This is a genomic window from Janthinobacterium pasteuri (assembly GCF_051380775.1).
Classification (GTDB): domain Bacteria; phylum Pseudomonadota; class Gammaproteobacteria; order Burkholderiales; family Burkholderiaceae_D; genus Janthinobacterium.
This window is the reverse complement of the sequence record NZ_JBNYXS010000003.1, coordinates 196,398-210,561: the sequence shown is the minus strand read 5'-3', so window position 1 is coordinate 210,561 and position 14,164 is coordinate 196,398. Positions and strand designations below refer to the sequence as shown.

General features: G+C 63.4%; 13 protein-coding genes. 9 read left to right on the top strand and 4 right to left on the bottom strand.

All coding sequences use genetic code 11. From position 1 onward, the window contains the following. Positions 1 to 186 precede the first annotated feature (186 nt). The 6 genes from ACQ4WN_RS05275 to ACQ4WN_RS05250 all read left to right on the top strand — a co-directional run bounded on the left by ACQ4WN_RS05275 (position 187) and on the right by ACQ4WN_RS05250 (position 7,492). Positions 187 to 1,701: an ABC transporter ATP-binding protein gene (locus ACQ4WN_RS05275; RefSeq protein WP_436550570.1), complete on the top strand. Its 1,515-nt coding sequence runs from the start codon at positions 187 to 189 to the stop codon at positions 1,699 to 1,701. After that, a complete protein-coding gene (locus ACQ4WN_RS05270; protein WP_436550569.1) occupies positions 1,694 to 2,770 on the top strand; it encodes an ABC transporter permease in 1,077 nt (358 codons plus the stop codon). Before ACQ4WN_RS05275 ends, ACQ4WN_RS05270 begins: the two co-directional genes overlap by 8 nt. Then, the gene (locus ACQ4WN_RS05265; RefSeq protein ID WP_436550568.1) at positions 2,763 to 3,692 is read left to right on the top strand and encodes an ABC transporter permease; all 930 of its coding nucleotides are present in this window, start codon (positions 2,763 to 2,765) and stop codon (positions 3,690 to 3,692) included. The genes ACQ4WN_RS05270 and ACQ4WN_RS05265 overlap by 8 nt, the downstream gene beginning before the upstream one ends. Before the next feature lie 21 nt (positions 3,693 to 3,713). After that, positions 3,714 to 4,790 (top strand): BMP family ABC transporter substrate-binding protein, encoded by a 1,077-nt coding sequence (locus ACQ4WN_RS05260; RefSeq protein ID WP_436550567.1) that lies wholly within the window; start codon positions 3,714 to 3,716, stop codon positions 4,788 to 4,790. A gap of 115 nt (positions 4,791 to 4,905) precedes the next feature. Beyond that, on the top strand, positions 4,906 to 5,742 hold the full coding sequence (locus ACQ4WN_RS05255; protein WP_436550566.1) for an HDOD domain-containing protein: 837 nt from the start codon (positions 4,906 to 4,908) through the stop codon (positions 5,740 to 5,742). A 136-nt stretch (positions 5,743 to 5,878) separates the two neighbouring features. Then, positions 5,879 to 7,492 carry a M28 family peptidase gene (locus tag ACQ4WN_RS05250; RefSeq protein WP_436550565.1) on the top strand — a complete coding sequence of 538 codons (1,614 nt, stop codon included), beginning with the start codon at positions 5,879 to 5,881 and terminating at the stop codon, positions 7,490 to 7,492. A gap of 43 nt (positions 7,493 to 7,535) precedes the next feature. Here ACQ4WN_RS05250 and ACQ4WN_RS05245 read toward each other — a convergent pair whose 3' ends face one another. Continuing rightward, on the bottom strand, positions 7,536 to 8,762 hold the full coding sequence (locus tag ACQ4WN_RS05245) for an MFS transporter (RefSeq protein ID WP_436550564.1): 1,227 nt from the start codon (positions 8,760 to 8,762) through the stop codon (positions 7,536 to 7,538). 186 nt (positions 8,763 to 8,948) lie between these two features. Continuing rightward, a complete protein-coding gene (locus tag ACQ4WN_RS05240) occupies positions 8,949 to 9,947 on the bottom strand; it encodes an LLM class flavin-dependent oxidoreductase (protein WP_436550563.1) in 999 nt (332 codons plus the stop codon). A gap of 216 nt (positions 9,948 to 10,163) precedes the next feature. Between ACQ4WN_RS05240 and ACQ4WN_RS05235 the strand changes: the two genes are divergently transcribed. The 3 genes from ACQ4WN_RS05235 (at position 10,164) to ACQ4WN_RS05225 (ending at position 12,341) form a co-directional block, all read left to right on the top strand. Continuing rightward, positions 10,164 to 10,559 carry a hypothetical protein gene (locus ACQ4WN_RS05235; RefSeq protein ID WP_436550562.1) on the top strand — a complete coding sequence of 132 codons (396 nt, stop codon included), beginning with the start codon at positions 10,164 to 10,166 and terminating at the stop codon, positions 10,557 to 10,559. Positions 10,560 to 10,753: 194 nt separating this feature from the next. Further along, positions 10,754 to 11,881: a M24 family metallopeptidase gene (locus tag ACQ4WN_RS05230; protein WP_436550561.1), complete on the top strand. Its 1,128-nt coding sequence runs from the start codon at positions 10,754 to 10,756 to the stop codon at positions 11,879 to 11,881. A gap of 172 nt (positions 11,882 to 12,053) precedes the next feature. Then, positions 12,054 to 12,341 carry a hypothetical protein gene (locus tag ACQ4WN_RS05225; protein ID WP_436550560.1) on the top strand — a complete coding sequence of 96 codons (288 nt, stop codon included), beginning with the start codon at positions 12,054 to 12,056 and terminating at the stop codon, positions 12,339 to 12,341. 20 nt (positions 12,342 to 12,361) lie between these two features. Here the strand turns inward: ACQ4WN_RS05225 and ACQ4WN_RS05220 are convergent, their stop codons facing one another. After that, positions 12,362 to 12,787 carry a VanZ family protein gene (locus ACQ4WN_RS05220; RefSeq protein ID WP_436550559.1) on the bottom strand — a complete coding sequence of 142 codons (426 nt, stop codon included), beginning with the start codon at positions 12,785 to 12,787 and terminating at the stop codon, positions 12,362 to 12,364. A 549-nt stretch (positions 12,788 to 13,336) separates the two neighbouring features. Beyond that, a complete protein-coding gene (locus tag ACQ4WN_RS05215; protein ID WP_436550558.1) occupies positions 13,337 to 14,101 on the bottom strand; it encodes an SDR family NAD(P)-dependent oxidoreductase in 765 nt (254 codons plus the stop codon). Positions 14,102 to 14,164: the final 63 nt, after the last annotated feature.

The following is a 14,164-nucleotide window of genomic DNA, read 5'->3' as shown; positions in this document are numbered from 1 at the left end:
GGCTGCTGTAAAGCTGATAATTTTTTTCAAAATTGTATACAGGTGTTGTTTTTTTGCGGAAATAGAAATGCGTGCCGCCACGCCCGCCCCCCAAGTGCTGCGGATGCCGATACGATAGAGACACCAGCTTGATTTTTCCCACCGGCGACTATGTCGGCGACCATGCAGCGAGGCACGAAAAAAACAATGACGGCACGCCTGGAATTACACGACATCAGCAAGCGCTATCCGTCCGTGGTGGCCAATGACGGCATCCACTTGACCGTGGCGCCAGGACAGATTCACGCCGTGCTCGGCGAAAACGGTGCCGGCAAATCGACCTTGATGAAAATCATTTACGGTGCCGTGCAACCCGATGGTGGCCGCATCCTGTGGAATGGCCGCGAGGTCGATATCGCCAACCCGTCGGCCGCGCGCGCGCTGGGCATCGCCATGGTGTTCCAGCATTTTTCCCTGTTCGATACGCTCACCGTGACAGAAAACATCGCCCTTGGTTTGCCCGCCGGCACCAACATGAGGGAACTGGCGCAGCGCATCGAAGCGACGGCGCGCCAGTACGGCCTGGACCTGGAACCGCAGCGCCACGTGCACACCTTGTCGGTGGGCGAATGCCAGCGCGTGGAAATCGTGCGCGCCTTGCTGGCCAAGCCGCAACTGTTGATCCTCGACGAACCGACGTCCGTGCTGACACCGGGCGCCGTGGAGAAACTGTTTGGCACCTTGCGCCAGCTGGCGGCCGAAGGCTGCAGCATCCTGTACATCAGCCACAAGCTCGACGAGATCCGCGCCCTGTGCCATACCTGCACGGTGGTGCGCGCCGGCAAGAATGCGGGCGTGTGCGACCCATCGCAAGAGTCTGCGGCCAGCCTGTCGCGCATGATGATCGGCGCCGAGCCGCCCGCCGTCACGCGCGTGGCGCGCACGCCCGGTGCCGCCATGTTGAGCGTGCGCAATCTGCATTTGCCGAAGAGCCATCCGTTCGCCACGCAATTGACGGATCTCAATTTCGACGTGCGCGCGGGCGAGATCGTCGGCATCGCTGGCGTGTCCGGCAATGGCCAGCAGGAATTGCTGGCCGCGCTGTCTGGCGAGGACATGCGCGCTGCTCCCGCCAGCATCGTGCTGAACGGCACGCCGGCGGGACGCTTGCCGCCGGGACGTCGGCGGGCCCTGGGCTTCGGCTTTGTGCCCGAGGAGCGGCTGGGGCGGGGCGCCGTGCCCGACATGGGGCTGGCCGACAACGTCTTGCTCAGCTTGCAGACACCCGCCACCATCCGCCACGGCTTCGTGCGCCACAAGGTCATCGCGCAGCGGGCGGCGGCCATCATCGCCCGCTTCCAGGTGAAGGCGGGCGGGCCGCAAGCGCTGGCGGGCAGCCTGTCGGGTGGCAACTTGCAGAAATACATAGTCGGACGCGAAGTCATGCGCGAGCCCACCGTGCTGGTGGTGGCGCAGCCGACCTGGGGCGTGGACGTGGGCGCGGCCGCGCAAATCCGCGCGGAATTGCTGGCGCTGCGCGACGCGGGCTGCGCCCTGCTGGTCGTGTCGGAGGAACTCGATGAATTGTTCGACATCAGCGATCGCTTGCTGGTGATGGCGAAAGGAAAGATTTCGCCGTCCCTGGACGTGGCTGATGCCAGCGTGGCGCAGGTGGGGCAATGGATGAGCGGGCTGTGGCCGCAGGAGGCTGTCCATGGCTAAGTTTGCCTTGCGCCTGGAAGCACGTCCCGCACCGTCAAGGTTGATGTCGTGGCTGTCGCCCGTGCTGGCCGTGCTGCTTACCGTGCTGTGCGGCGCGCTGTTGTTTATTGCGCTGGGACACGATCCGCTGGCGGGCCTGGCCGTCTTCTTCGTGGAACCTTTGCGCGATGCGCACGGCTGGTCCGAGCTGGGCATCAAGGTGGCGCCGCTGCTCTTGATCGCCGTCGGCCTGGCCATCTGCTTTCGCGCCAACATCTATAACATCGGCGCGGAAGGACAGCTGACCCTGGGCGCCATCTGCGGCGGCGCGGCCGCCCTGTACCTGGACGATGGCGTGGGAAGTACGGCCATCATCGGCGTTTCCCTGCTGGCCGGCATGGCGGGCGGCATGGTGTGGGCAGGCTTGGTGGCATGGCTGCGCGACCGCTACAACGCCAGCGAAATCCTCGTCTCGCTGATGCTGGTCTACATCGCCCAATTGCTGCTCAGCTATCTCGTCTACGGCGTGCTGCGCGACCCGGAAGGGTTTAACTTCCCTCAATCGAAACTGCTGTCGGACGGCTTGCTGTTACCTATGGTGATCAGCGATACGCGCTTGCACGTGGGCATCATCTTCGCCTTGCTGGCTTCCCTGGGTGGCTGGCTGTACCTGTCCCGTAGCATTTCCGGCTTCCGCCTGCGCGTGGGCGGCATGGCGCCTGCCGCCGCCCGGTATGCGGGTTTTTCTTCGCGCAAGACTTTATGGTCGTCCCTGCTGATTTGCGGCGCCCTGTCGGGCCTGGCGGGCGCGTGCGAAGTGCTGGGGCCGATGGGGCAGCTCACGCCCACCGTGTCGCCCGGCTACGGCTTTGCCGCCATCATCGTCGCCTTCGTGGGGCGGCTGCATCCGGTGGGCGTGATCTTCTCCAGCTTCGTCATGGCCCTGTTTTATATTGGCGGCGAACTGGCGCAATCGCGCCTGGGCTTGCCCAGCGCGATTACGGGCGTGTTCCAGGGCATCTTGCTGTTCGCCTTGCTCGCCTGCGATGTGCTGATCCAATACAAACTGCGCTGGAGAAAACATGGATAACCTGGCCCTGACGATAGCACCATTGATCGCCGCCAGCATCAATGCGGGCACGCCGCTGATGCTCGCCGCGCTGGGGTTGCTGGTCAATGAAAAGGCGGGCGTGGTCAACCTGGGCGCGGAAGGCATGATGCTGGTGTCGGCCATCACGGGCTTTGCCGTGGCCCTCAACACGGGCAGCCCCACCCTGGGCTTTCTGGCGGGAGCGGGGGCCAGCATGGTCTTGTCCGGCTTCTTTGCCTGGCTGACCGTGTGGCTGGGCACGAACCAGTACGCGACGGGCCTGGCCCTGTCGCTATTTGGCGCGGGCGCATCCACGTATATCGGCCTGAACTATGTGGGCAACAGCTTGCACAACGGCAGGTTCGGCATTCCCTTCCTGGAAGACATTCCCGTGCTGGGGCCGGCCCTGTTCCGCCAGCATCCGATGGTGTATCTGTCGCTATTGCTGTGCGTGGCCATCGCCTGGTTTTTGTACCGCACGCGGGCGGGACTGGTGTTGCGCGCCGTGGGCGAGTCGCCAGCGTCCGCGCATGCGCTCGGCTACCCCGTGCGCCGCATCCGCCTGGCGGCCGTGCTGTTCGGCGGCGCCTGCTGCGGCCTGGCCGGTGCCTTCTTGTCGCTCGTCTACACGCCGCTGTGGGTCGAGGGCATGGTGGCGGGACGCGGATGGATCGCGCTGGCGCTGACCACCTTTGCCACCTGGCGCCCGGCGCGCGTGGTGGGCGGTGCCTACCTGTTTGGCGGTATCACGATATTGACGTTCCATGCGCAGGCGCTGGGCGTGCCCATCGCCTCGCAACTGCTGTCGATGCTGCCGTACGTGGCGGCCATCGTCGTGCTGGTGCTGATCTCCAGCAATGCCAATTACATCAAGCTCAACATGCCCGCTTCGTTGGGGAAAAATTTCAATCCCGGAAATTAATCACTCACCACAAGGAAAACCATGTCCAAGAAACTATTGTGCGTCGCCGTTTGCAGTGCCATTCTGATGCCTGCCATGGCCGCCGCACCGGCCACTGCGCCGCTGAATGTCGGTTTTGTTTACATCAGCCCCATTGGCGACGCGGGCTGGACCACCCAGCATGACCAGGCGCGCAAGGAAATGGAAAAGGCGCTGGGCAACAAGATCAGCACCCGGTTTGTGGAAAATGTGCCGGAAAGCGCCGATGCGGAGCGCGTGATCCGTGACCTGGCGCAAACGGGCAGCAAGCTGGTCATCACGACCTCGTTCGGCTACATGAATCCCACCTTGAAAGTGGCGAAGCAATTTCCTAATGTGAAGTTCATCCACCTGACTGGCTACAAGACGGCCGTCAACGTGGCCAATACGAATGCGCGTTTCTACGAGGGCCGCTACCTGGCGGGCGTGTTGGCCGGCAAGATGAGCAAGACCCATGTGGCCGGTTATGTGGCGGCCTTTCCCATCCCGGAAGTGTTGCAGGGAGTTAACGCCTTCACGCGCGGCATGCGCAGCGTCGACCCCAAGGCGGAAGTGAAAGTGGTGTGGGTGAATAGCTGGTTCGACCCGGGCAAGGAACGCGACGCGGCCATCACCCTGATCGGCCAGGGTGCCGACGTGGTCACCCACCACACGGACTCGACCGCCGTGGTGCAGGCCGCGGAAGAGAAAGGCAAGTATGCAATCGCCTACCACTCGGACATGAAAAAGTACGGGCCGAAGGCGCAGCTGGCCGCCGTCACCCACCATTGGGGCGAGTACTACACGAAGCAGGCGCAAGCCGTGCTGGACGGTACATGGAAGTCCAGCAGCACCTGGGGCGGCATCAAGGATGGCATGGTCAAGCTGGAAGGCATCAACGCTGCCGTGCCCGCCGATGTGAAGCAGTTTGTATTGGCGCGCGAGAAAGACTTGGTTGCTGGCAAGCTCAATCCTTTCAGTGCGCCGATCAAGGATAACGATGGCAAGGTGCGCCTGGACAAAGGCGTGCTGGACGATGCGGCGCTGACGAAGATGGATTATTTTGTCGAAGGCGTGGCAGGGAAAGTTTCCGGAAAGTAATAGGAGTGGTTGTAAACATGCTGTAATATTGCCGGAAACGGGAGCCGGGCCGGGAGCGCATTCCCGGCCCACCCACACTGCAGAGCCTGAATAGGCCCGTACCGGAGATCGACCCATGGACAGACTCGAAGTATTCAAGATTATCGCGCTGCAAGCGAGCAAGGGCGAGCTGACGTTCCCCGCCAACGTCAAGGCCACCTTGAAGCTGCAGGAAGCGCTGGACGACCCCGATTGCCATATCGAAGCGGCCGCCCGCATGGTCATGGCCGAGCCGCTGCTGTCGGCGCGGGTCGTGGCATTGGCCAATTCGGCCGCCTATAACCGTTCCGGCAATGAAATCGCCAATGTGCGCGCGGCCGTCTCGCGCCTGGGCTTTGCCACCTTGAAATCGATGGTGGCATCCGTCATCGTGCGCCAGCTGGGCAGCCAGATCACGGACCCGCAATTGCGCGCCAAGTCCGCCAAGCTGTGGGAGCACACGGCCCACGTGGCTGCGTTGAGCCAGGTCATCGCCAAAAAGGTCACGCATGTGGACGTGGAAACGGCCATGTTCGCCGCCATCGTGCATGAAGTGGGCGGCTTTTATCTGCTGTCGCGCGCCGAGGAATATCCGGGCTTGCTCGACGACAACACGGAAGACTGGATCGAATACGGCGAAAAACTGATCGGCCGCGGCGTGTTGCGCCAGCTGCAAGTACCCGACATGGTCTTGCAGGCCGTGGAAGGCATGTGGCACGGTGGCAGCCCGTTCCCGCCCCGCACCCTGGGCGCGACCCTGGTGCTGGCCAACGATCTGTCGCCTGTGGGCTCGCCCCTGCACCCGCCGGAAAGCGCCGAGCGACGCCTGGCAGCGGCGAAGATCGATTTTGGGATTGGCGGCAGCACCCTGCACACCATTCTCGACGAATCGGCCGAAGAGATCGAATCGCTGGCGGCGGCCTTGCTGGTCTGACGCTCTTCTTTCTGCTATCCCCGCCCTTGCTGCGGGGATTTTTTTTGTCCGCATTTTGATGTGCCTGCCCCATGGCATACAATCGCCGGCCCGGCCATCCGCCGGACTGAATGTCTCCTCTTACCCAAAGGATCTTATGCAGAAGCTGTTTTCTTCCCTCGCCTTGACTGCGCTGGCGTTTTCCGCCCACGCCGCGACCGGTTTGCCCATGGTGCAGGAAGGGCCGCTGCGCGCCCACCTGGCCTTCCTGTCCAACGATTTGCTGGAAGGTCGCGGCACGGGCCAGCGCGGCGCCGACCTGACGGTGGCGTATCTGGAAACCCAGGCGCAGATGGCCGGTTTGCGCCCCGTGCGGGGAAATAGTTATCGCCAGAGCGTACATATCGCCGGTGTAAAATCCTTGCCACAAGACAGCAGCCTGCAAGCCGTGGCGGGCGGCAAGGCCGTACCGCTGGCGTTCGGCCCGGACTGGGTCTGGGCCACGGGCGACTCCGTTGCCGCCCACACCTTGGACGCGGCGCTGGTGTTCGTCGGCTACGGCGTCACGGCGCCGGAAGAGGGCTGGAACGATTTCAAGGGCGCCGATGTCAAAGACAAGATCGTCGTCATGATGGTCAACGATCCGCAACCCACAGCCACCGAGCCGAACCGCTTCGCCGGCAAGGCGCTGACGTATTACGGCCGCTGGACCTACAAATTCGAGGAAGCCAAACGCCAGGGCGCGGCTGGCGTATTGCTGATCCACACGAAACCGTCCGCATCGTACGACTGGAGCGTGGTGCAAAACAGCTGGAGCGGCAGCGAGCGCTTCCAACTGGCAGACCGCACTGCCGGCACGCCGCTGCAGGGCTGGATCGCGGAAGACGCGGCGCGCCGTCTGTTTGCTGCGGGCGGGCAGGATTTGGATGCCTTGCGCGCGCAAGCGGAAAGCAAGGACTTCAAGGCCGTCGCCTTGAACGCCAAGTTGTCGGGCGACATGAAGTCCATCGTGCGCAAGGTGGAGCAGTTCAATATCGCCGGCATGGTGCCGGGTACCGATCCGACATTGAAGGATGAAGCCGTCATCTACAGCGGCCACTGGGACCACCTGGGCAAGCAAGGTGACAGCGGAGATACGATTTACAACGGCGCCGTCGATAACGCTTCCGGCACGGCCGGCTTGCTGGCCATGGCGCAGGAAGCCGTCAAGAAACCGGCGAAGCGCACGCAGATATTCCTGTGGGTAGCGGCCGAGGAACAAGGCTTGCTGGGCAGCGCCGCTTACGCAGCCGACCCGCTGTGGCCTTTGAACAAGACGGCGGCCGCGTTGAATCTGGACAGCCTGAACTTTGTCGGCGCCACGCATGACATCGGTGCGCAAGGCAGCGAGCGCACGGAACTGGGTGCCATGGCCGCCACGGTGGCGAAATCCATGGGCATGCACATTGCGCAAGCGCGTCCCGACCTGGCTGGCGGTTATTTCCGCAGCGATCATTTCAGCTTTGCCAAGGCAGGCGTGCCCGCGTTTTCCATCAATGGCGGACGCGAGTACATCAAGGACGTGGCCGCGTCGAAAGCCAAGGCGGCCGCCTACGGCCCCCGCTACCATCAAGTGACCGATGAGTACGACGCCAGCTGGGATTTGTCCGGCATGACGCAGCAGGCGCAATTCACCCTGAACCTGGGACAAGCCGTGGCGAACGCAGCGAAGATGCCGGCCTGGAAGGCGGGCGATGCGTTTGGCAAGGCGCGTGAGCAGGCCGCAAAATAAACCCGGGGTCAGACCCTCAATACCGCCAACATCAAGATTAGCGCTAACTCACCCGGGGGGCTGACCCCAGCTTTCGCTGCTCGAATCGGTACTTGCTCCACACCAGCAGCATCAACAGCGGCATGGCGCCGCCCACCATGCATAGCGCGGGCCAGCCGCCGGCGGCAAAGCTGGCACTGGCCAGCGCCGAGCCGGCCGAGGCGCCGATGAAGCCGCCTGCGATGAACACGGTAGTGACCCTTGCCCGCGCATGCGGCGCCAGTTTGTAGATGATGGACTGGTGCGTCACTTGCAAGCCCATCACGCCCATGTCCAGCAGTACGATGCCGATCAGCAGTAGCACCAGCGAATGGGCGCCAAAGCCGATCAGGGCCCAGCCCGCGATGGAGGCGACGGCCAGCAGCCACGTGGCCTGGCGCGCGTAGCCGCGGTCAGCCATGCGGCCCGCCGTATTGGCGGCAAAGGCACCCGTGGCGCCCGCCAGGCCGAACAGGCCGATCTGCATTTCCGAGTAGTGATACGGCGCGCCGCTGAGCAAGAAGGTCAGGCCTGTCCAGAACACGCTGAAGGTGCCCAGGCCCAGGCCCGAGAACAGGGCGCGCTGGCGCAGCAACGGTTCCTGGCGGATGATGTCGGCCAGCGAGGCCATCAATTTTCCATATTGCAGCTTGCCCCGCGGCGCCTCGTTCGGCAGGATGCGGCGCAGCATGACGAGCAGGGCTGCGACGACGATGGCGGCCAGTACGTAGACGGTGCGCCAGCCACCGCTGATCTGCGACACCGTGCCGGACACGGTACGCGCCAGCAGGATTCCCAACAACAAGCCCGTCATGACGGTGCCCACCATGCGGCCCCGGCTGTGATCCGGTGCATACGAGGCCACCATGGCCGTGACGACCATCAAGGCGCTGGCCGTGATCCCCATCAAGACGCTGGCAATGGCAAAGACGATGATGTTCTGACTGGTGGCGGCCAGCAGCAGGGCGCCGATCTTGGCGATCAGCATCCACGTCAGTAACTGGCGACGGTTCAGCACGTCGCTGAGGGGCACCAGAAACACGATGCCCAGCACGTAGCCGATCTGCGTGGCCGTGACCAGGTAACCCGCTTGCGGCACGCTCACGCCAAACGAGGCGGCCAGCATGGAGGTGAGCGGCTGCACGTAGTACAGGCTGGCGACGAGCACGCCGGCGGAGAGGGCAAATAGCAGGATGCGGGTAGCGCTCAGCAGGGTGCTGGCGTCGAGGGAAGGGGGGACTGCAGGTTTCATGCGATACAGCTTTCGAGTGATGCTTTTGGATCAGCATGATAGCGGGGCTGCGCATTTCTTGCCGGGCGCGGCCGATTTTGCGGCAGGGCGGTGGGTAAAACAGCAGGCAAAAAAAAAAAATCCCGGCGATCGGTGCCGACGGCCGGGAAAAGGGTATAGGGGGATATACCGGGGGAGAGTTAAAACTTACTGCGCGCGCGCCAGCTCCGCATGCACCTGCGCCGTGATTTCATACGAGCGCAGCCGGTGCTGGTGTTCGAAGATCTGCGAGGTAATCATCAGTTCGTCGGCACCTGTTTCGGCAATAAAAGCGGCCATCTTCGCCTTCACCGTGTCCGGTGCGCCGATGGCGGTGCAGGACAGGACGGAGTCGAGCATGGCGCGTTCCTGCGGGCCCAGCTGTTCCAGATAGCCGGGCACGGGCGGCTGCAAGCGCGACGGGCGGCCCGTGCGCAGGTTGACGAAGGCTTGCTGCATCGAGGTGGCGCGCAGGTGCGCTTCCGTATCCGTGTCGGCGGCGAACACGTTAAAGCCCAGCATCACGTAAGGCTTGGCCAGCTGCTTCGATGGCTTGAAATGTTCGCGGTAGTAGGCCACGGCTTGCAGCATCATCTGCGGCGCGAAGTGCGAGGCGAACGCGTACGGCAAGCCCAGGTGGGCGGCCAGCTGGGCGCCGAACAGGCTCGAACCGAGTATCCACACGGGCACTTTCGCGCCCTTGCCGGGCACGGCCAGCACGCGCTGGCGTGGTTCGTCCGACATATAGTCGATCAATTCCAGTACGTCTTGCGGAAACTGCTCCGCGTCGGACTGTAAGTCGCGGCGCAGCGCGCGCGCCGTCGTCTGGTCGGAGCCGGGCGCGCGGCCCAGGCCCAGGTCGATGCGGCCCGGGTGCAGCGCTTCCAGCGTGCCGAACTGTTCCGCGATGACCAGCGGCGAGTGGTTCGGCAGCATCACGCCGCCCGCGCCCACGCGGATGCTCGTCGTGCCGGCCGCCACATGGGCGATGACGACGGCCGTGGCGGCGCTGGCGATGCCGGGCATGCCGTGGTGTTCGGCCAGCCAGTAGCGGTTGTAGCCCCAGCGTTCGCCGTGCTGCGCCAGGTCCAGCGTATTCTTGAACGACTGGCTGGCGTTGCTGCCTTCGGCGATGGGCGCGAGGTCGAGTATGGAAAATGGAATCATGGTAGCGATATCGGGACGTGGTGGAAAATCACAATGGACGATTTGTCTATCCCCTGACGCTGGCAGGGTCACCCGAGACAGCGTGGCGGGGAAGACAGGCTGCGCACATGATAATGCGAATCGGGAATTTGCGTACTGATCGGTAAAAAACTCATGCTGGTTGGGAATCGGTGCGGGCGATGCTAGAGCGAGCCTCCCCACTTTATGCGCCCCGCCATGCTCAAGAAACCTGTTTTGCTGACCCTGATCGGCCTGCTGCTACCCGCTTTTTCCGTTCACGCCGCGCCCGTCAGCCTGCAGTCGCAGGACACGGCCCGCTACGCGCTGGCCACCTATCCGGAACCGCTGATCGCCAGCCTGGCAACGATGGTCAGTTTTAACACGGTGGCCGACCCGGCCGTGCCGTTTGCCGACAATCCCCAGCACACGGGTTTCAAGCGCTACTTGGCGCAAGAGGCGCAGCGCCTGGGATTTGATTTCCACGATCATGGCCACGTGCTGGTCATCGGCATGGGCAAAGGCAACGAAAGGGTGGGCGTGATCACGCACGGCGACGTGCAGCCTGTGAACCCCGCCAAATGGGCCCGTTCGCCGTTCGAGCTGGCGAAATAGCTGCTTGCAAAAATAGAAGGAAGTCATAGACTGCAAGCCTGAGACGAATCCAGGCGCCGAACTTTTTATGCGCATGCCGGTCTTACGTCTGTATGTAGGAAGGGAGCAGCTATGCATGAACGACAGGAGGCCCGGCAGGCGCCAGGCAGGGCAGGCGGGGTAGTGCCGCGCCTGAATCCGGACGAGGAGCGGTCATGAACTGGCCGCTGGAACTGGAAGTGGCACACAAGCTGGCGCAGATGCGGGGCTGGCTGGAGCAGGAACGTGTCGGTGCCGTGCGCCTGCGTGGCGTGGACTGGTTTGCGTGGGCCACGGCGGGCGCGTCGAACAGCCATAGCCATACGGCCGAGTGCGGCTGCGCGGAAGTGCTGGTGACGCGCGATGCCGCCTACATCCTGATCGACGAAGCCGAAGCCATGCGCATGCGCGAGGAAGAAGTGCGCGGACCATGGACGTGGCAAGTGTCGCCGTGGATGCAGCCGCAGTTGTATGAGTTGCGCGAGCATTTCGTGCAGCATGCGGCCGCTGGTGCGCCGGTCTTGTCCGACCGGCCAGGCTTGCACGAACGCAGCCTGCCCGTGGCCCTGCGCGAAGAGCGGCTGGTGCTGCTGGAATCGGAGCAGCAGCGCTATCGCAAGGTAGGACGGCTGGCTGCCGGCGCGGCTGCCGATGCGCTGCGCCAGGCCCGCCCCGACTGGAGCGAGCAGGAGTTGGCTGCCGCGTGCGTGCGCGCGCTGTGGCTGCGGGGCTTGCAGGCCGTGCATGTGCTGGTCAGCGGCGAGGAGCGCCAGCACCGGTATCGGCGCGCGCCGCCGGCCCAGGTGGTGCTGGGAACGCAAGTCGTACTGGCCTTGTGCGCGCGGCGCTTCGGCCTGTGCGCCAGCCTGAGCCGTCAACGGCGCTTCGGCCCTGCGCAGCGTCGCGCCGATGGCGCGGCGGTGGCCATGGATGATGCCGATGCCGCCATGCTGGCGCTGGAAGCGGTGGCGCTCGACGCTTGCGAAACGGGCCATGCGCTGAGCATGGTGTATCACGCGCTCGACAGCGCCTATGCGTATGCAGGCCAGCCCGACACGGTGCGCACCAGCCGGCAGGGCGGCATCCATGGCTATCTGGCGCCCGAAGTGGCGGCCGGCGCGCACACGGAAATCATCCTCAAGCGTGGCATGGCGCTGGCCTTCCACCCCAGCCTGCCCGGCAGCACGGTGGAAGACACGTTTCTGCTCGACGGCAGCCAATTGCACAACCTGACGCACGACCCGGCCTGGCCTTCGGCCATGGTGCAGGGGCGCAGCCGGCCGCTGACCCTGGCGCTGGCTTGAGCCTAGCCGTCTGCTAGCGCGAGCCGCCGTACCGCCTGCGCCTTTGTAGCGGCAGCCGTCATTGTCGATTGAGCCAGATCAAGCGTCTCATTGCTGTGCTTGGTATAAACGATGTTGGTAATCACTAGGTCGTGCGCACGCACGTTTCCTCAATGTTGAATCGGGAGAAAAAATGTCATCTGGCCCTACCGCAAAACTGATCGATACGTTGGTGCTGGCCGTCGTCGGCACTGCACGTGATGCCCGTGCACGCCATGTACTGACCCAGGCCTTGCATGGACTGGTGCGGCTGGCGCGCTCGGAACAGTTGCTCGACATGCAGCGCGACGCGGCACGCGCCATCGGGGCAGGCAGCCGGCGCGAAACGCGCGCCCTGATGCGGCGTCTGGGCAAGCCCAGTGCGTGCGGCCAGGGACAGTTGCGGCTGGCATTGCAGGATAACGTAGCGGATCGCGCCTGACGGGCGGGCATTGCCCCCGGTCAGGCTTCGGGCAGCGGCGCGCTCTTGCCAAGGGCAGCGGCGACCATTTTGGGCCAGAGAAAATACAGTGGCAGGCAGACCGCCGCTGCGGCCGTGATATCGACCACCCAGTCGCTCACGGCGCCATGGCGGTAAGGCAGGAAACTCTGGATGAATTCGTCCAGCGCGCCCATGGCCGCCACCATCAGTACCGACAGCAGCGCCCGGCGCGCCATGCTGCCGCCCGTGCCGCTGAACAGGATCAGGGCCAGCACGCCATAGCCGAAGGAATGCAGTACGCCGCCCGAGGCATATTGGCCCACGTCCGCGCGCACGCCGGGTATGTCGCCGACCAGGATCACCAGGACATACAACAGCAGTGCGGTACGGTAGCGCAGGCGTGCGTGGCGGTCGGCAAAGCAGAGTTCGAGTAATGGTGAAGGCATGATGCGTCAGGACAGATGGAAAGGCAGTCACAATATCATGTGCATGGCGGGCCACCATGTTTTCGCACAAGAGCCTGCCGTACAGGCAAAAAAAAGGCCCGCGGGGACGCGGGCCAAAAACCCAAATGAAATGGGCCAAGAGTTGAGAGTTGCTCGGTACTCACCATGTCGCCCGCCTTGCCGGCGCGCGCCACAGTCATGAAAGGGGAGTGGTGTGCCATCGCAGCACACCTGTCTGTAGTCAGGCATATCGGTTGCCTGTACAGCAGATGAAGCAAGTATAGGGGGCGAACATGACGGGCCGATGACACGGCGCAACATTTTTTTGCAGCAGGCAGAACGACCGAGGAAATTGTGGGATATGGCAAGAATAGCCATGTTTCAGCAGTGATAGCAAAAAAAAAGCCCGCTGGTGAAAGCGGGCTTAAAACTATTTTCTTGGAGGAGAATAGTGGAGACAGGTGCATTATGCTGCGTCGCACGATATGTGTCTAATGATCTTTTTAAATATGCATTATTCTTTTTTGATATAACTATGCTGTTTCACTTTCACTCCTTCACGGCCACCGTGTAGTTGAGCGCCATGCGTCCGCCATCGACATAGATGGTCTGGCCCGTCATGTAGGAGGCGTCGTCGCTGGCCAGGAAGGCGGCGATGCCGGCCACTTCTTCCGGTTCGCCGCAGCGGCCCAACGGGGTGCGCGACAGGATCGTGTGGCGCGCCTGCGGGCTCGACAGCACCGCTTGCTTGGCCAGTTCCGTCAGGATGGTGCCCGGCCCGATGCCGTTCACGCGCACGCCATGCGAGGCGAGATTCAAGGCCATGACCTTGGTCAGCTGGTTGATCGCACCTTTTGACACCACATACGGCACCTGGTTCGGGATCGCCAGTTCTGCATTCACGCTGGACATGTTGATGATGCAGCCGCTGTTGCGCTTGACCATTTCGCGCGCCACGGCCTGGCCACACAGGAACATCGATTTCAGGTTGATGCGCATGACGCGGTCGAAATCGTCTTCGCAGACATCGAGGAAATCGGCTGCGTGCGTGACGCCCGCATTGTTGATGAGGATATCGATGTGGCCGAACTGGGCCAGCGTTTCCTTCAGCATGGCATCCACGTCCGCCTTCTGGCTGACGTCGGCGCAAAAGAAGCGCGCCTGCGGGCCGAGGGCGGCAGCCGCCTGCGCACCTTCTTCCTTGATGTCGACCAGCATCACTTGCGCCCCTTCGGCGATCAGGCGCGTGGCGCAGGCCAGCCCGATGCCTTGCGTGGCGCCCGTGACGATGGCGGTTTGATTGATCAGTTTCATGTGTGCTCCTCGGCGGTAATAGGGGCCGCGCTGCCCAGCCTGCCAGCCTGCGCGGCAATGGGC